Raw genomic sequence first — 17,987 nt, 5'->3', positions numbered from 1 at the left:
CGCCGCATCCCTCCCGCGACCCCGTCCACCGACTGGACGGCCATAGCCACCAGACATAAGCAGTGCTACAAATGCCCGCATGGCGGAGCGTTTCGCCCGTTTTGGGCGCCACTCCCTGCGGTCACTGATCGGCAAGAGCCCTCGGAGCGTCGCCGGACAGGTCTTCGTGATGCAGGTGACGCTTGTCGTGCTGCTCGTGGTCAGCGCCGTCGTCGCGCTGGTGCTGCAGTCGGACCGGGACACCAATGCGGAGGCCAAGCGCCGCTCCGTCGCCGTCGCGCAGACCTTCGCGCACGCTCCGGGCGTCGAGGCGTCGCTGCGGGCCGCCGACCCGTCGAGCGCTCTTCAGCCGCTCACCGAAGCCGGGCGCAAGGCCGCGGGCGTCGACTTCATCGTGGTCATGGACACCAACGGCATCCGCTACACCCACCCCATCCCGGACCGGATCGGCAAACGGTTCGTGGGCCGGATCGAGCCGTCGCTGGCCGGGAAGGTCTACACCGAGAGCGTCCAGGGCCCGCTGGGCCACGAGGTACAGGCGACGGTTCCCATCCGCGACGCCGACGGCAGGGTGACCGCCCTCGTCTCCTCGGGCATGAAGGTCGAGAACGTCACCAGCCACATGCACCGGCAGTTGCCGATCATCCTGGGCGCCGGGGCCGGCGCGCTCGTGGTGTCGACCGGCGGGATGGCGCTGGTGGGCAGGCGGCTGCGCCGGCAGACCCACAGTCTGGCCCCGGACGAGATGAGCCGCATGTACGAGCACCACGACGCGGTGGTGCACTCCGTGCGGGAAGGGGTGCTGATCATCGGTGACGACGGACAGCTGCTGCTCGCCAACGACGAGGCCAGGCGGCTGCTGGAGCTGTCGCCCGACGCGGAGGGCCGGCCCCTCCGAGAGATCTCCGGCCTCGACCCCGAAACGGCGGCACTGCTCGCCTCCGGGCGCGAGGCCAACGACGAGGTGCACATCGCCGGAGGGCGGCTCCTGGCGGTCAACCAGCGAACCACGGACCGCGACGGAGGCCCCAGGGGAACCGTGGTGACACTCCGCGACACCACCGAGCTCCAGGCGGTGTCCGGCAGGGCGCAGCTCGCCCGTGAGCGGCTGGATCTGCTGTACGACGCGGGACTGTGCATCGGCACGACCCTCGACGTGATCCGCACGGCCGACGAACTGGCGCAGGTCGCCGTCCCCCGCTTCGCCGACTTCGTCACCGTGGACCTGGCCGACGGCGTCGTGCACGGTGAAGAGCCGACTCCCACGGCGACGGACATACGACGCGTCACCGTGCGCGGCATCCGCGACGACCATCCGCTCTATGAAAAGGGCCGGCTGATCGACTTCCTGCCTTCCACGCCCCAGGGACGCGGCTACGGCACCGGCCGCTCCGAGCTGGTGACCGACCTGTCGACCGCGACGGACTGGCACGAACAGGACCGCGAGCGCACCCGGGACATCCTCGACTACGGCATCCACTCGCTCATCACCGCCCCGATCCAGGCCCGCGGGGTCGTGCTGGGCATGGCCAACTTCTGGCGTGCCGAGCACGACCCCTTCGACGAGGAGGACCTGTCGCTGGCGGAGGAGCTGGTGGCCCGGGCGGCCGTCAGCATCGACAACGCCCGCCGGTACACCCGTGAGCACGCCCTGGCGGTCACCCTTCAGCGCAGCCTGCTGCCGCGGGCCCTGCCCGAGCAGAGCGCCCTCGACGTCGGCCATCGCTACATCCCGGCGCAGTCGGGTGTGAGCGGTGACTGGTTCGACGTGATTCCGCTGCCGGGGAGCCGGGTGGCGCTCGTCGTCGGTGACGTGGTCGGCCACGGCCTGCATGCCGCCGCCACGATGGGACGACTGCGTACCGCGGTGCACAACTTCTCCACGCTCGACCTGCCGCCCGACGAGTTGCTGAGCCATCTGGACGACCTGGTGGGCCGTATCGACCAGGACGAGTCCTCGAGTGCGGAGACGGCCGCGGACCTCGTGGGCGCCACCTGCCTGTACGCGATCTACGACCCCACGAGGCGCCGCTGCGTCATGGCGAGAGCGGGGCATCTGGCGCCGGCGCTGGTCCACCCCGACGGCAGCGTGGCCTTCCCCGAACTGCCGGCCGGACCACCCCTCGGCCTCGGCGGGATGCCGTTCCAGACGGCCGAGCTGGACCTCGACGAGGGCTCCCAGCTCGTCCTGTACACCGACGGCCTCGTGGAGGACCGCGCGCGCGACCTGGACGTGGGCATGGAGCTGCTGCGCAAGACGCTGACGGGCCACCCCGACCGGCCCCCGGAGGAGAGCTGCCAGGCGGTGCTGGACGAGTTGATGCCCGGTCGGCCCAAGGACGACGTCGCTCTGCTCATCGCCCGCACTCGGGCGCTCCCGCCGGACCGGGTCGCCGACTGGGACGTGCCACGCGATCCGGCCGCCGTGTCAGGGATGCGCGAAGCCGTGTCCGGGAAGCTCGCGGAATGGGGCCTGTCCGAGCTGGACTTCGCCACGGAGCTCGTGCTGAGCGAGCTCGTCACCAACGCCATCCGCTACGGCTGCGGGGAGATCCACGTGCGGTTGATCCACGACCGCACGCTGATCTGCGAGGTTGCCGACGGCAGCAGCACCTCCCCGCATCTGCGGTACGCCGCGACGACCGATGAGGGAGGCCGGGGCCTGTTCCTCGTCTCACAGATGACCGAGCGCTGGGGCACCCGGTACTCCCCGCAGGGCAAGGTGATCTGGGCCGAACAGGCACTGCCGGACGTCGACCCCGACGGCGAGGACTAGCCCCGCGCCGGCGGGCGGGCGGTGCAGAGGGCGGGAAGCGCTGCCGGGACGGACGGGCCCGGCACCGGGTCCGGCGGCGGTGGCTCGGCGCCCGCGGGCGGCAGTTGGATAGTGAACTGCGTACGGCCCGGCTCGCTCTCCACGTCGATACGGCCGCCGTGCGCGGACGCGATCGCCGCCGCGATGGCGAGGCCGAGACCGGAGCCGCCGCCCCGCGCACCGCCGCGGGCCCGGGAGGTGTCGGCGCGGGTGAAGCGGTCGAAGACCTGCGGGAGGAGGTCGGACGGGATGCCCGGCCCGTCGTCGCGGATCCGGATCGCGCACCGGCCGGCGTCGGTCTCGACGGAGGCGACCACCGTCGTGCCCGGCGGGGTGTGGACCCGAGCGTTGGACAGGAGGCCCGCCACCACCTGATGCAGCCGGGCCTCGTCGCCCAGGACCAACGGGGATGCGTCAAGGCGGAGTTCGAGCTGCCAGTCATGCTCTCCCCCGGCGGCCCGCGCGTCCCACACGGCCTCCGCGACCAGCGCGGCCACATCCACCTCGGCGGACTGCAGGGGACGGCCCTCGTCCAGCCGGGCCAGCAGCAGCAGGTCCTCCACCAGACCCGTCATCCGGGCCGACTCGGCCGAGACGCGGCGCCAGGCGAGCGTCGGCTCGATCCGGTCGGTGCCGCGGTTCATGAGTTCGGCGTACCCGGCGATCGAGGCCAGCGGGGTGCGCAGTTCGTGGCTGGCGTCGGCGAGGAAGCGGCGCATGCGCTCCTCGGTGCGCCGGCGGGCGGTGAAGGAGGACTCGACGTGGTCGATCATGCGGTTGAGGGCGGCGCCGACCTGTCCGGCCTCGCTGGCGGGGTCGGTGTCCCGGGCCGGGACGCGGGTGAGGCCGACGACCTCGCCACGGTCGAGCGGGGCGCGGGAGACCTCGGCGGCGGTGGCGGCGACCCGGCCGAGGGGGCGCAGTTGGCGTCGTATGACCACCGTGCAGACGCAGCCCGCCACGAAGAGCCCGGCCACCGCGACGGCGGCCTCGGCGACGACCAGTCCGCCGATCATGCGCCGGACGTCGTCCATGGGCAGCCCGGCGAGGACGCGGACGCCACCGCTTTCGACGGCGGTGAGCCGGTAGGTGCCGAGGCCCGGCACGGTCCGGGTGTGCTGGGAGCCGTCGATGGCGATGTTCGCCAGGGTGGCGATCTGCGCGGCGGTGAGGCTCTTCGGAGCGGCGTCCTGGCCGACGACCTCGGCGGCGACGACCCTGCCGTCCGCGGCGAGGCGGGCGGCGAGCATGCCGGTGGCGTGGCCGTTCTCGTTGAGGAAGCCCAGGTCGTCCTCGATCTCCGGGTGCAGTGCGGCCCCGCCCAGGCTGCGCGAGGCGGCCGCCGCGACCCGGCCGTCCAGGTCGCCCATGAGGTAGGCGCGTTGGACGACGGCGCTGGTGAGCGCCATCGTGGCGCAGACGAGGACGAGGGTGGCGCTGACGAATACGAGCAGGCGGGTGCGCACCGAGCGGGTACGCAGCCGTGGGCGGTGCGCGGAGGTCCGCTCCTGCGGTCGGTTGCGAGGCGGGCGCAGGCTCATCTCCCGTCCTCCACCGGCCGGATGACGTAGCCGAGGCCGCGCACGGTGTGGATCATCGGCGCCCGCCCCCTGTCGATCTTGCGGCGAAGGCCGGCGACGTGGACTTCGACGAGGTTGCCGCCGCCGTCGAAGGAGCTGCTCCAGACGTGAGCGAGGATCTGCGCCTTGCTGAGCACCTGCCTCGGGTGGCCCATCAACAGGCTGAGCAGGTCGAACTCCTTCGCGGTGAGCTGGACGGCGACGCCGGCGCGGTGCACCTCGCGGGTCTCCTCGGTCAGCACGAGGTCGCCGAGGACGCGTACGCGGTCGCCGCTCCGGGTCCGCTCGGCCGCGGCCCGGCGCAGCAGTCCGCGCAGCCGCAGCACGACCTCCTCCAGGGAGAACGGCTTGGTGACGTAGTCGTCGGCGCCGGCCCCGAGCCCCTCGAGCCGGTGCGCCAGGGCGTCGCGGGCGGTGAGCATGAGGACGGGCAGCTTCGGGTTGTCGTACCTGAGGCGGCGCAGCACCTGGAGGCCGTCCAGGTCGGGCAGCATCCCGTCGAGCACGACGGCGTGCGGTGCGCAGCCGCGCGCGATCCTCAGCGCGCTCTGCCCGTCCGGGGCCGGGCAGGCGCGCCAGCCCGCCTCCTCCACGGCCACGGAGAGCACGTCGGTGAGCGCGGGCTCGTCGTCGACGATGAGCACACGGACGCGGCCGGTGCGGAACCCTGCGGTGCCAGTCATGTCCGGATCGTGTCCCGGTCCGCTGAGGGAACGCTGTGTTCCACCTGAGGGTGGGTGATGACCTGGGGTTTCCCGGCGCGGGCATGGCGAAGGGCCGCACCCCCGTCGCCGGGGATGCGGCCCTCCACAGGGTTCTCAACTGCCCTGCCGTACCGCTTGCCTGCGCTCTTGCCCGATCGCTTACTTGCGGATCAGGGAGCGCAGCACGTACTGCATGATGCCGCCGTTGCGGTAGTAGTCGGCCTCACCGGGGGTGTCGATGCGGACGACCGCGTCGAACTCGATGCCCGTGTCGGTGGTGACCTTGACCGTGCGCGGCGTGGTGCCGTTGTTGAGCTCCTCGACGCCGGTGAAGGAGAAGGTCTCCTCGCCGGTCAGGCCGAGCGTCCCGGCGGACTGGCCCTCCGGGAACTGGAGCGGCAGGACGCCCATGCCGATGAGGTTCGAGCGGTGGATGCGCTCGTACGACTCGGTGATGACGGCCTTGACGCCGAGCAGCGCGGTGCCCTTGGCGGCCCAGTCGCGGGACGAGCCGGAGCCGTACTCCTTGCCGCCCAGGATGACGAGCGGGGTGCCCTGCTCGATGTAGTTGCGGGAGGCGTCGTAGATGAAGCTGACCGGCCCGTCCGCCTGGGTGAAGTCGCGGGTGTAGCCGCCCTCGGTGCCCGGCGCGAGCTGGTTGCGCAGGCGGATGTTGGCGAACGTGCCGCGGATCATGACCTCGTGGTTGCCCCGGCGCGAGCCGTAGGAGTTGAAGTCACGACGCTCCACACCGTGCTCGGTGAGGTACTTGCCGGCCGGGGTGTCGGCCTTGATGGCACCGGCCGGGGAGATGTGGTCGGTGGTGACCGAGTCGCCCAGCTTGGCCAGGACGCGGGCGCCCGTGATGTCGGAGACCGGGGTGGTCTCCATCGTCATGCCCTCGAAGTACGGGGGCTTGCGGACGTACGTCGACTGCGCGTCCCACTCGAAGGTGTTGCCGGTCGGGATCGGCAGGGCCTGCCACTGGGCGTCGCCCGCGAAGACGTCCTGGTAGGACTTGTTGAACATGTCCTCGCCGATGGCGTTGGCCACGACGTCGTTGACCTCGGCCTCGGTCGGCCAGATGTCGGTGAGGTAGACCGGCTTGCCGTCCTGGTCGACACCGAGCGCGTCCTTGGTGATGTCCACCTTCATGGAGCCGGCGAGGGCGTACGCGACGACCAGCGGCGGGGAGGCCAGGTAGTTCATCTTGACGTCGGGGTTGATACGGCCCTCGAAGTTCCGGTTGCCGGAGAGGACCGAGGTGACCGCGAGGTCGTGGTCGTTGACGGCCTTGGAGACCTCCTCCGGCAGCGGGCCGGAGTTGCCGATGCAGGTGGTGCAGCCGTAGCCGACGAGGTTGAAGCCGACCTTGTCGAGGTACGGGGTCAGGCCCGCCTTGTCGAAGTAGTCGGTGACGACCTTCGAACCCGGGGCGAGGGTGGTCTTGACCCACGGCTTGCGGGTCAGGCCCTTCTCGACCGCCTTCTTGGCCACCAGCGCGGCGGCGACCATGACGTACGGGTTGGAGGTGTTGGTGCAGGAGGTGATGGCCGCGACCGTGACCGCACCGTGGTCGATCTCGTACGTCGAGCCGTCGGGGGCGGTGACGGTGACCGGGTTGGACGGGGCGCCGTTCGGGGCGACGGCCGGGGCGTCGGAGGCCGGGAAGGACTCCTTGCCGGACTCGTCCACGGAGTCGACGTAGTTGAGGACGTCCTGGGAGAACTGCTGGGCGGCGTTGGCCAGGACGATACGGTCCTGCGGGCGCTTCGGGCCGGCGATCGACGGGACGACCGTCGACAGGTCCAGCTCCAGCTTCTCGGAGAAGTCCGGCTCGGCGGCCGGGTCCAGCCAGAGGCCCTGCTGCTTGGCGTACGCCTCGACGAGCGCGACCTGCTGCTCGGAGCGGCCGGTGAGCTTGAGGTAGTTCAGGGTCTCGCCGTCGATCGGGAAGATCGCGGCGGTGGAGCCGAACTCCGGCGACATGTTGCCGATGGTGGCGCGGTTGGCCAGCGAGGTGGCGGCGACGCCCTCGCCGTAGAACTCGACGAACTTGCCGACGACGCCGTGCTTGCGGAGCATCTCGGTGATGGTCAGCACGAGGTCGGTGGCGGTGGTGCCGGGCTTGAGCTCACCGGTCAGCTTGAAGCCGACGACGCGCGGGATGAGCATGGAGACCGGCTGGCCGAGCATCGCGGCCTCGGCCTCGATGCCGCCGACGCCCCAGCCGAGGACGCCGAGGCCGTTGACCATGGTGGTGTGCGAGTCGGTGCCGACGAGGGTGTCGGGGTAGGCCTGGCCATTGCGGACCATGACCGTGCGCGCCAGGTGCTCGATGTTCACCTGGTGGACGATGCCGGTGCCGGGCGGGACCACCTTGAAGTCGTCGAAGGCGGTCTGGCCCCAGCGCAGGAACTGGTAGCGCTCGCGGTTGCGGCCGTACTCCAGCTCGACGTTCTGCGCGAAGGCGTCGTTGGTGCCGAACTTGTCGGCGATGACGGAGTGGTCGATGACCAGCTCGGCCGGGGAGAGCGGGTTGACCTTCGCGGGGTCGCCGCCGAGCTCCTTCACGGCCTCACGCATGGTGGCGAGGTCCACGACACAGGGCACGCCGGTGAAGTCCTGCATGATCACGCGGGCCGGCGTGAACTGGATCTCCTGCGACGGCTGGGCCTGGGAGTCCCAGCTGCCGAGGGCGCGGATGTGGTCGGCGGTGATGTTCGCGCCGTCCTCGGTGCGGAGGAGGTTCTCCAGCAGCACCTTCAGGCTGTAGGGGAGGCGCGCGGAGCCCTCGACCTTGTCCAGCCGGAAGATCTCGTACGACTCGTCGCCCACCTGCAGCGTGCTGCGGGCGTCGAAGCTGTTCGCCGACACGACAGTCTCCTTCATTGATGTGCGCGTACCACCACGATCCTGCCGCCACGGCTACTTGGCCGATCCGCTAAGGTAAGGCTAAGTTAGGTAACCCTTACCGTCAGACCGGTGGCGCCGCGCGGCTGCGGTGCACCTCGGCAGATATCTCGATGTCGAGATAACTCTAGTACATGGGGCCGGGATGGTCATGCCCGGGGCTTCGGCATGCCTCCTTTCCTTGGGTTTCCCTGGGTCCCGCATACCCCCATTGCATGACCATGCGAGATGATGCATACTCTTCCTATGAGCAAGGTCCTCACCTCCCTCCCCACCGGCGAGCGCGTCGGCATCGCCTTCTCCGGCGGCCTCGACACTTCGGTCGCGGTTGCCTGGATGCGCGACAAGGGCGCCGTTCCGTGCACCTACACCGCCGACATCGGCCAGTACGACGAGCCCGACATCGCTTCGGTGCCCGGCCGCGCGAAGACCTACGGCGCCGAGGTCGCGCGCCTGGTCGACTGCCGCGCGGCGCTGGTCGAGGAGGGGCTGGCCGCGCTGACCTGCGGCGCGTTCCACATCCGCTCGGGCGGGCGCGCCTACTTCAACACCACGCCGCTCGGCCGCGCGGTCACCGGCACCCTGCTCGTACGCGCGATGCTCGAGGACGACGTCCAGATCTGGGGCGACGGCTCGACCTTCAAGGGCAACGACATCGAGCGGTTCTACCGCTACGGCCTGCTCGCCAACCCCAACCTGCGGATCTACAAGCCCTGGCTGGACGCGGACTTCGTGACCGAGCTCGGCGGCCGCAAGGAGATGTCGGAGTGGCTGGTCGCACACCAGCTGCCCTACCGCGACAGCACGGAGAAGGCCTACTCCACCGACGCCAACATCTGGGGCGCCACCCACGAGGCCAAGACGCTGGAGCACCTGGACACCGGCATCGAGACCGTCCAGCCCATCATGGGTGTGCGGTTCTGGGACCCGTCGGTCGAGATCGCCCCCGAGGACGTGACGATCGGCTTCGAGCAGGGCCGCCCGGTCACCGTCAACGGCAAGGAGTTCGCCTCCCCCGTCGACCTGGTGATGGAGGCCAACGCCATCGGCGGCCGGCACGGCCTCGGCATGTCGGACCAGATCGAGAACCGGATCATCGAGGCCAAGAGCCGCGGCATCTACGAGGCGCCGGGCATGGCCCTGCTGCACGCCGCGTACGAGCGCCTGGTCAACGCGATCCACAACGAGGACACCCTCGCCCAGTACCACAACGAGGGCCGGCGCCTCGGCCGCCTCATGTACGAGGGCCGCTGGCTGGACCCGCAGGCGCTGATGATCCGCGAGTCGCTGCAGCGGTGGGTCGGCGCGGCCGTCACCGGCGAGGTCACCCTCCGCCTGCGGCGCGGCGAGGACTACTCGATCCTCGACACCACCGGCCCGGCGTTCAGCTACCACCCGGACAAGCTGTCCATGGAGCGCACCGAGGACTCCGCGTTCGGCCCGGTGGACCGGATCGGCCAGCTCACCATGCGCAACCTCGACATCGCCGACTCGCGCGCCAAGCTGGAGCAGTACGCCGGGATCGGCCTGATCGGCACCGGCAGCCCCGCCGTCGGCGCCGCCCAGGCGGCCGCGACCGGCCTGATCGGCAGCATGCCGGAGGGCGGCGCCGAGGCCATCGCCTCGCGCGGCGAGGTCTCCGAGGAGGACGCACTGCTGGACCGCGCCGCGATGGAGTCCGGCACGGACTGATCGGGCACGAGGGACGGACCACCGGAAGGGCCGGCTGGGCGCTGTGTGCGCCGAGCCGGCCCTTCCGCACTCCCCGCTCGTCCCGACATGCCATCAGTTCGCCAAGTCGGGGTAACCGAGAGGTACGCATCGCGACCCGAACGGAGGCGTCCATGCCCCTCACATTCCGCAAGAGTTTTCGGATCCTGCCCGGAGTACGGCTGAACATCAACCGGCACTCCTGGTCCATCACCACCGGCGGCAAACACGGACCGCGCCGCACCCACAGCAGCACCGGACGTCGTACGACATCGATGGATTTGCCCGGACCTTTCGGGTGGCGTCGCACCCGTAACGCCAGGAGGCGTTGACGGCACGTCACCCGAATGGACCCCCTTGGGATGTGCCATCTCATATCTGAGATAGCCTCAACCTCATGGCAGACGACTACCTCGTACGCATCGGCAGGCTCATCCGTGACGCCCGGCAACACCGTGGCTGGACACAGACGCAGCTGGCCGAGGCGCTCGGCACCTCCCAGAGCGCCGTCAATCGCATCGAGCGCGGCAACCAGAACATCAGCCTTGAGATGATCGCCCGAATCGGTGAGGCCCTGGACAGCGAGATCGTGTCGCTGGGCTACGCCGGTCCGATGCATCTGAGGGTCGTCGGCGGACGTCGGCTGTCCGGTTCCATCGACGTCAAGACCAGCAAGAACGCCTGCGTGGCCCTGCTGTGCGCCTCGCTGCTCAACAAGGGGCGCACAGTGCTGCGCCGGGTCGCCCGCATCGAGGAGGTGTACCGCCTTCTGGAGGTGCTCAACTCCATCGGTGTGCGTACCCGTTGGATCAACGGCGGCGTCGACCTGGAGATCGTGCCGCCGGCCGAGCTGGACATGGGCGCCATCGACGCCGAGGCGGCCGTGCGCACCCGCTCCATCATCATGTTCCTCGGCCCGCTGCTGCACCGCATGAACCACTTCAAGCTGCCGTACGCCGGCGGCTGCGACCTCGGCACGCGGACCATCGAGCCGCACATGATCGCCCTGCGCCGGTTCGGCCTGGAGGTCGCGGCGACCGAGGGCCAGTACCACGCCGTGGTGGACCGTGGCGTACGTCCCGACCGGCCGATCGTACTGACCGAGCGCGGCGACACCGTGACCGAGAACGCCCTGCTGGCCGCCGCCCGGCACGACGGCGTCACCGTCATCCGCAACGCCTCGTCCAACTACATGGTCCAGGACCTCTGCTTCTTCCTGGAGACGCTGGGCGTCCGGGTCGAGGGCATCGGCACGACGACGCTCACGGTGCACGGCGTAGCGAACATCGACGTGGACGTCGACTACTCCCCCTCCGAGGACCCGGTCGAGGCGATGAGCCTGCTGGCCGCCGCCGTGGTGACGGAGTCGGAACTGACGGTGGCTCGCGTCCCCATCGAGTTCCTGGAGATCGAGCTGGCGGTCCTGGAGGAGATGGGCCTCGACCACGACCGTACGCCCGAGTACTTCGCCGACAACGGCCGTACCCGGCTGGTGGACCTCACCGTCCGGCCCTCCAAGCTCGAGGCGCCGATCGACAAGATCCACCCGATGCCGTTCCCGGGCCTGAACATCGACAACGTCCCGTTCTTCGCGGCCATCGCCGCCGCCGCGCAGGGCAAGACGCTGATCCACGACTGGGTCTACGACAACCGCGCGATCTATCTGACGGACCTCAACCGCCTCGGCGGCCGACTGCAGTTGCTGGACCCGCACCGCGTCCTGGTCGAGGGCCCGACCCGCTGGCGCGCCGCCGAGATGATGTGCCCGCCCGCGCTGCGGCCCGCCGTGGTCGTCCTGCTGGCGATGATGGCGGCGGAGGGCACGTCCGTGCTGCGGAACGTCTATGTCATCAACCGGGGTTACGAGGATCTCGCGGAGCGGTTGAACTCGATTGGGGCGCAGATCGAGATCTTCCGGGACATCTAGGCGGCTGTCCGAACCGGACGGACGGGCGCTCACAACGTCGGCGCCCCCGTCCGCCGCCATAGTCAGTCGTCCGGAACCCCGCTGCCGCTGAGAGCCCGCACCGTCCGTTCCGGATGGGCCAAGGAGCGGGCGCCGAGGCGGAACTGGTCGAGTTTGTCGACGATGGTCCGGCCGACCGGGGTGTGGCCCCAGATGCTGATGCCCTGGTGGGTGCTGGGCTGCCAGGTGGTCTCGTCGATGACGACGGGGTTCCAGCCGACCTCCCATTCGAAGCCCGAGGGGGTGCGGGCGTAGTAGGAGAGCTCCTTGTCGTTGGTGTGCTGTCCCACGGACAGGGCCATGTCGAAGCCGAGTTCGTGCACGCGGTCGTAGCTGCGGGCGAGGTCGTCCAGGGTGGCCGCCTGGACGTTGAGGTGCTGGACGCGGGTGCGGACCGGGTCGATCGGCAGGCCGCGGACGGCGGCGATGGCGATGGAGTGGTGGCGTTCGTTGACGCGCAGGAAGCGGATCTTGAGCTTGACGCCGCTGATCGTCTCGTCGATGTAGTCGGTGAGGCGGGCGTCGAGGACGGTGGTGAAGTAGCCGCGCATCAGGGCCGGTCGGGTCGAGGTGATGGCGACATGGCCCATGCCGGAGTCGCCGGTGACCCAGCCGGACGCGAGCATCCGCAGGGGTTCCGGGGAGATCACCGGGGTGGTGTAGATCTCCTGGGTGATGCCCTTGGGGCCGGGAAAGCGCAGGAGGCGTTCGACGCCGCGCAGCCTCGCCTCCTCGGCGGTGCCCTGTGTGACGGGGACGCCGTGGGCGCGGACGCGGGCCTCGATCTGCTCGAAGGTGGTGTGGTCGTCGAGGTGCCAGCCGATGGCGACGACATCCTCGGCCGGGCCCCGGCGCAGCAGGAAGCGGCACTCGTGGTCGTCGATGCGGAAGCGCATCAGGCCGGTGTCCAGGTCGTCGAGGTGCATGCCGATGGCGTCGGCGCCGAAGCGGCGCCAGTCGGCGAAGCGGTTGGTCTCGACGACGAGGTAGCCGAGGTGGACCGCGCCGAAGACGGACGGGGCGTCATGCCCCGGGTAAGTGGTCATCGCCGGCCCGCCAGGAAGTCGGCGCAGATCCGGTTGAACAGCTCGGCCCGCTCGAACTGCACCCAATGCCCGGTGTTGGCGACCTCGTACAGATCGCAGTTGGGCATGCGATCGGCCAGCATCCGGCCGCCCGAAGGCCGGTTGACCTTGTCTGCCGCGCCCCAGAGCACCAAGGTCGGCACGGGCAGCCGGGACAGCCGGGCGTCGCGGGTGAAGTCCATCTTCCACAGCGTGCGCAGCGCGTTCGGGCCGGACGGCCGGCGCAGCGGCGGGGCCGCGATCACCTCCGGGTCGATGCTCGCCTCGTAGCGGGTGTCGATCACGGAGTCCGGTACGTCGGCGGCGTTGAAGACGAGGTGGTTGCGGATGAACTTCTCCAGCTTCGGGCGCGAAGGGCCCTCTCCGGCGTAGTAGTTGAGGAGGCTGCTCAGACCGGGGGTCGGCAGGGCGCGGGTGGTGCCGATGCCGCCGGGGCCCATCAGGACCATGCGGGCGACGCGGTCCGGCGTGTCCAGGGCGAGGCGCAGGGCGCAGGCGCCGCCGTAGGAGTTGCCGACCAGGTGGGCCTTGTCCAGGCCGAGTTCGTCGAGCAGGCCGCGGATGCCGGCGGCGAGGTGCCCGAACGGGTCGGCGCCGTCCACGCCCTTGGTGCTGCGTCCGTAGCCGGGCAGGTCGGGGACGATGACCCGGTACTCCTCGGCCAGTTCGGCGATGTTGCGGGTGTAGTTGGAGACGCCGGAGGCGCCGGGGCCGCCGCCGTGCAGCAGCAGGACGGGCGGGCCGTCGCCGGTCTCCGCGACGAAGATCTTCCTGCCGTGGACGTCGAGCAGCCGTTCCCGCATCGGCGGGGGTGCGGTGGGTGTGGTCATGGCGTTCCTTGGGTGGCGGTCGAGGTGGCCGTACGCGATGCCGGTGCGAACCCGGCCGGGGGCGGCGGGAGCTGGGTGGCCGAGGGGGCGGCGGCGTAGACGTAGGCGTCGGGGCGCAGGGCGAGGGTGGTGGCGCGGCGTTCGGTCATCCAGGGCAGCAGCACGCCCTCGTCGTCGACGACCGCGCCCGTCGCCGGACGGGAGCCGGCCGGCAGGACGGTCAGGGAGGGGACACCGCGGCGGTCCCACGCGGGCTGCGGGGTGGGCGGTCCGGCGTGCAGGAGCAGCCAGCGGCCGGCGAGTACGTCGTCCAGGCGGACACGTGCGCCGTCGGGGGCGGTCACCCAGGGCTGGGGTATCTGGTGCCCGGCGGCCTTGGTGCGGGGCCGGGCCTGCAGGCCCTCGGCGTAGTGGGCGGCGGGGATCCAGTTGGAGTCCTGGAGGAGGCGGGCGAAGCCGGGGAGGCGGTTCAGGAGCGGAAGCACGGAGTCCCGGACCCGGGTGACCGCGAGCCGCCGTTCGGTGATGATCCGGCCGACGAACACCGCCCGCTTGGTGATCTCCTTGACGTGCGGCTTGCGTTCCGTCTCGTAGCTGTCGAGCACCGATTCGGGCAACTCGCCGCGCACCACGGCGTCGAGCTTCCAGCACAGGTTGGCCACGTCACGCACCCCGGCCGCCATGCCCTGGCCGATCCACGGCGGCATCGCGTGGGCCGCGTCACCGGCGAGGAAGACCCGGCCCACCCGGAAGCGGGCGGCGAAGCGGACGTGGTGGCTGTAGACGGTGGCCCGCAGGATCTTGATCTGGTGCTCGCCGATCCCGTACCGGGACACCAGCGCGTGAATCGCCTCGTCGCTGGTCAGGTACTCCTCGTCGTCGCCCGGCAGGATCGGGAACTCCCACCGGTGGTGCCCCAGCGGGGTCGGACAGTCCACCGCCGGGCGGCCCGCGTCGCAGCGGAACCGCAGCCGGTCGTGGTCCGGCCACGGCTCGATCATCTTCGTGTCGATGACGACCCAGCGGTCCTCGTACGTCCGCCCCTCGTAGCCCACATTGAGCTGTGCGCGGGTGAGGCTGGAGCCGCCGTCGGCCGCGATGACGTACCTGGCACGCAGCCGCCGTACGGAGTCGTCGGCGGTTCCCGCCACCGTCAGCTCCACCGCGGCGCCGTCCGCGCACTGGCGCAGCCGCAGGCACTCGTGCCGCAGCAGCACCTCGACGTTGGGGTAGCGGTCGACGCCGTCCCGCAGGACCTGCTCCAGCGCGGGCTGGTAGATGAACATCTGCGGCGGGTGACCGTGGCCCCGCGGCGTGGGGTGCGCGCTGAGAATCGTGCGGCCCCGCGCGTCGACGAAGTCCAGCGGCCGGTCTGCCAGCATGTCCGGCTTCAGTCGCTCGGCCAGGCCGGCGCGCTGCCAGATCCGCAGGACCTCCTCGTCGGTGGAGATCGCCCGGGCCCGGGAGTAGATCTCGGCGTCCCGCTCCAGCACGACGACCCGCAGGCCGGCCGCGCCCAGCAGGTTCGCGGCGGTCACCCCCGTCGGCCCGTACCCGATCACCGCCACGTCGTACGTGTCGTGGTCGGCTCTGTCCTCGGCCCTGCTCCCGGCACTGATTCCACTCACCAGGCCACCTCACTGTCGTCCCTGTCGCGGCTCTTTGTTGTAGCGTTTACTCCAATTGGAATGACCGCTACGGTAAGCTCGGCGTCCGGGACGGTCAAGTGCCGGCACGACGGGAAAGGCGTCTCCCATGACCAGGCCGCAGACCAGGTCGAACACCGGCCCGCAGGCGGCGCGCAAGAAGCGTGCGAACGGGCTGGAGTCGCGACAGCGCATCCTCGACGCCGCCGTCGAGATCGCGGGCGAGCGCGGGTACGAGGGCACGTCGATCGCGACGGTCAGCGCCCGGTGCGGGCTGCCCGCGAGCTCGATCTACTGGCACTTCAAGGACAAGGACGACCTGATCGCGGCGGTCATCGAGCGCAGCTTCACGGCCTGGCTGGCGGCCGTCGAACTGCCCGTCGAGGACGCCGGCACACCATTGGAGCGGGTCGTGGCGATGGCGGCGAACGTGGCGAAGTCCCTGGTCGACGCCCCCGACTTCCTGCGTCTCGGCCTGATGCTCGCCCTGGAGCGGCGGCCTGACGAGCGCCGGGGACGCACCGTGTTCCTCCAGGTCCGTGACCTCTCCCGGCAGCGGACATCGGACATGATCGGCACCCTCTTCCCGGCCCTGGACGAGGACGCCGTCCGCATCCTGACCACCTACTCCGTGGCCTGTGCCGACGGGCTGTTCGTGCAACGCGAGGTGGCGGGCGACAGCGTCGACCTGGTGGCGATGTTCGAGCTGCACGCGCGGCTCGTCCACGACGCCGCGGTCCGGATGGCGGGGAGGAGCGAGGGATGGGCCTGACCTACGTCCAGCGCGAGGAGGCCGCCCGGATGCTGCGGGAGGCGGAGCACCATGCGGTGCCGATCGACCCGTTGTCCGCCCGGCTGCCCGGCCTCGACCTGGCGGACGCCTACGCCGTCCAGCGCGACAATGTCTCCTGGCGGCTGGCCGACGGAGCGACGGTCATCGGGCACAAGGTCGGCCTGACGTCCCCGGCCATGCGGCGGCTGCTCGGCGTCGACGAACCCGACTTCGGGCATCTGCTGGACGACATGGTCCACCGTGACGGTGCGCCGGTCTTCGCCGCGCACTACTGCCGGCCCCGGATCGAACCGGAGATCTGCTTCCACCTCACCGAGCGGCTGTCCGGGCCCGGCGTCACGGTCGAGGACGTGCTCAGGGCGACCGATGCCGTCGCGCCCGCGCTGGAGATCGTCGACAGCCGGATCCGGGACTGGCGGATCACCCTGGTCGACACGGTCGCCGACAACGCCTCCTCCGCCGGCCTCGTCCGCGGCCCCTGGATCCCGGTCCGGGACGTGCCCGACCTCGCCGCCGTCACCGCCGACCTGATCGTGGACGGCGAGTTCGCCGGGTCGGGCAGCGGGCGCGCGGTGCTGGGCCACCCCGCGGCGGCGGTCGCCTGGCTGGCCAACGCGCTCGCCGCGTTCGGCGCCGCTCTGGAACCCGGCCATGTCGTGCTGCCCGGCGCCATGACCACCGCCCCCTTCGTCAGGGCCGGCCAGAAGATCGAGGCGCGGTTCGACGGCCTGGGGCCGGTGTCGGTGACCTTCGTGTGAGGGCGGCCGTGGAACTTCCTTGGACGGCCGAGGTATTCGTCCATTTCCGTGCAGAGACCGTCTGTGGCACAGACCTCTTGTGAAACAGACCGCTTGTGAAACCGACCCGCTCCCCGAGAACGCCGAGAGAGCCGCCCATGACCACCGCACCCCGCCGGATCGACGTCCACCAGCACCTCGTTCCGCCCCTCTACCGCGACGCCCTCGCCCACGCCGGTATCACCGAGGCGGGCGGCCGTGCCCTTCCCGGCTGGAGCGCCGATGCCGCGCTGGAGGCGATGGACCTGCTGGGCACCGAGACGGCGCTCCTCTCCGTGTCGACCCCCGGCACCGGCTTCCTCACCGACCCCGACGAGGCGGCGGGCCTGGCCCGGCGGCTCAACGACTTCTCCGCCGGCGTCGTCGCCGAACACCCCACCCGCCTCGGCTGGTTCGCCACCCTGCCCATGCCCGACGTCGAAGCGGCGGCGAGGGAGGCCGAGCGGGCTCTGGCCGAGCTGGGCGCCGACGGGGTCACCCTGCTCGCCAACAACCGGGGCTCCTACCTGGGAAGCGAGGGCCAAGAGCCCCTGTGGCGGGTCCTCGACGAGCACGGTGCCGTCGTGTTCGTCCACCCGGCCGACCTCCCCGCCCCCGCCGTCGACGGCATTCCCCCGTTCGCCGCCGACTTCCTCCTCGACACCACCCGCGCCGCCCACCTCCTCGTACGCAACGGCATCCCGCGCCGCCACCCGAACATCCGGTTCGTGCTGAGCCACGCCGGCGGCTTCCTGCCGTACGCCTCCCACCGCATGGCCGTCGCCCTCGCCAGTGACACCGGACGCAGCCCCCGCGACATCCTGGACGACTTCCGCGGCTTCTACTTCGACACCGCGCTGTCCTCCAGCCCCGCCGCCCTGCCCACCCTGCTGGCCTTCGCGCGTCCCGGACACGTCCTGTTCGGCAGCGACTGGCCGTTCGCGCCGGCACCCGCGGGCCAGTACTTCGCAGCCGGCCTCGACGCCGGCGTCGACCCCGGCACCCTCGCCGCGGTCAACCGCACCAATGCCGAGGCACTGTTCCCCCGCCTGGCCGGCGGCACCCCCGCCCCGACCCGGCCCCGCCCCCTGCCGGCCCGCCTGCGCCTGTCCGCACGGCGAGCCGCCGCCCGCCTCGTCTTCAAGCTGGTCCAGCCCGGCACCGACTGA

13 protein-coding genes are annotated in these 17,987 nt (G+C 70.9%); 7 read left to right on the top strand and 6 right to left on the bottom strand.

All coding sequences use genetic code 11. From position 1 onward, the window contains the following. Nucleotides 1-79: 79 nt before the first annotated feature. The gene (locus tag ACWGDB_RS15235; RefSeq protein ID WP_453822868.1) at nucleotides 80-2,776 is read left to right on the top strand and encodes a SpoIIE family protein phosphatase; all 2,697 of its coding nucleotides are present in this window, start codon (nucleotides 80-82) and stop codon (nucleotides 2,774-2,776) included. Here ACWGDB_RS15235 and ACWGDB_RS15230 read toward each other — a convergent pair. From ACWGDB_RS15230 to acnA, 3 genes are all read right to left on the bottom strand, one after another. Beyond that, nucleotides 2,773-4,356, bottom strand: coding sequence for an ATP-binding protein (locus ACWGDB_RS15230; RefSeq protein ID WP_453822867.1), 1,584 nt, complete (start codon nucleotides 4,354-4,356; stop codon nucleotides 2,773-2,775). The genes ACWGDB_RS15235 and ACWGDB_RS15230 overlap by 4 nt on opposite strands. After that, entirely contained in the window at nucleotides 4,353-5,078 is a 726-nt protein-coding gene (locus ACWGDB_RS15225; RefSeq protein ID WP_453822866.1) for a response regulator transcription factor, read from the bottom strand. Before ACWGDB_RS15225 ends, ACWGDB_RS15230 begins: the two co-directional genes overlap by 4 nt. Before the next feature lie 180 nt (nucleotides 5,079-5,258). Next, on the bottom strand, nucleotides 5,259-7,976 hold the full coding sequence (gene acnA / locus ACWGDB_RS15220) for an aconitate hydratase AcnA (RefSeq protein ID WP_453822865.1): 2,718 nt from the start codon (nucleotides 7,974-7,976) through the stop codon (nucleotides 5,259-5,261). A 282-nt stretch (nucleotides 7,977-8,258) separates the two neighbouring features. Between acnA and argG the strand changes: the two genes are divergently transcribed. From argG to ACWGDB_RS15205, 3 genes are all read left to right on the top strand, one after another. Continuing rightward, nucleotides 8,259-9,704 (top strand): argininosuccinate synthase, encoded by a 1,446-nt coding sequence (argG, locus tag ACWGDB_RS15215; RefSeq protein WP_453822864.1) that lies wholly within the window; start codon nucleotides 8,259-8,261, stop codon nucleotides 9,702-9,704. 152 nt (nucleotides 9,705-9,856) lie between these two features. Continuing rightward, a complete protein-coding gene (locus ACWGDB_RS15210) occupies nucleotides 9,857-10,054 on the top strand; it encodes a DUF4236 domain-containing protein (RefSeq protein WP_383604439.1) in 198 nt (65 codons plus the stop codon). Between the two features lie 65 nt (nucleotides 10,055-10,119). Further along, nucleotides 10,120-11,649 (top strand): helix-turn-helix domain-containing protein, encoded by a 1,530-nt coding sequence (locus tag ACWGDB_RS15205; protein ID WP_453822863.1) that lies wholly within the window; start codon nucleotides 10,120-10,122, stop codon nucleotides 11,647-11,649. Nucleotides 11,650-11,711: 62 nt separating this feature from the next. Here the strand turns inward: ACWGDB_RS15205 and ACWGDB_RS15200 are convergent, their stop codons facing one another. The 3 genes from ACWGDB_RS15200 to ACWGDB_RS15190 are packed head-to-tail and all read right to left on the bottom strand — an operon-like array spanning nucleotide 11,712 to nucleotide 15,231. Continuing rightward, a complete protein-coding gene (locus tag ACWGDB_RS15200) occupies nucleotides 11,712-12,734 on the bottom strand; it encodes a VOC family protein (RefSeq protein ID WP_453822862.1) in 1,023 nt (340 codons plus the stop codon). Continuing rightward, entirely contained in the window at nucleotides 12,731-13,603 is an 873-nt protein-coding gene (locus ACWGDB_RS15195; protein WP_427839501.1) for an alpha/beta fold hydrolase, read from the bottom strand. Before ACWGDB_RS15195 ends, ACWGDB_RS15200 begins: the two co-directional genes overlap by 4 nt. Next, the gene (locus tag ACWGDB_RS15190) at nucleotides 13,600-15,231 is read right to left on the bottom strand and encodes a bifunctional 3-(3-hydroxy-phenyl)propionate/3-hydroxycinnamic acid hydroxylase (protein ID WP_453822861.1); all 1,632 of its coding nucleotides are present in this window, start codon (nucleotides 15,229-15,231) and stop codon (nucleotides 13,600-13,602) included. Before ACWGDB_RS15190 ends, ACWGDB_RS15195 begins: the two co-directional genes overlap by 4 nt. Nucleotides 15,232-15,358: 127 nt before the next feature. On the opposite strand from ACWGDB_RS15190, the gene ACWGDB_RS15185 reads away from it, so the two are divergent. The 3 genes from ACWGDB_RS15185 (at nucleotide 15,359) to ACWGDB_RS15175 (ending at nucleotide 17,987) form a co-directional block, all read left to right on the top strand. Further along, nucleotides 15,359-16,021, top strand: a complete 663-nt coding sequence (locus ACWGDB_RS15185; RefSeq protein ID WP_453822860.1) for a TetR/AcrR family transcriptional regulator — start codon at nucleotides 15,359-15,361, stop codon at nucleotides 16,019-16,021. Next, entirely contained in the window at nucleotides 16,012-16,800 is a 789-nt protein-coding gene (locus ACWGDB_RS15180; protein ID WP_453822859.1) for a 2-keto-4-pentenoate hydratase, read from the top strand. Before ACWGDB_RS15185 ends, ACWGDB_RS15180 begins: the two co-directional genes overlap by 10 nt. A gap of 137 nt (nucleotides 16,801-16,937) precedes the next feature. After that, entirely contained in the window at nucleotides 16,938-17,987 is a 1,050-nt protein-coding gene (locus tag ACWGDB_RS15175; RefSeq protein ID WP_453822858.1) for an amidohydrolase family protein, read from the top strand.

Source organism: Streptomyces sp. NPDC055013 (genome assembly GCF_053608645.1).
This window is presented reverse-complemented; position numbering and strand designations above follow the sequence as displayed.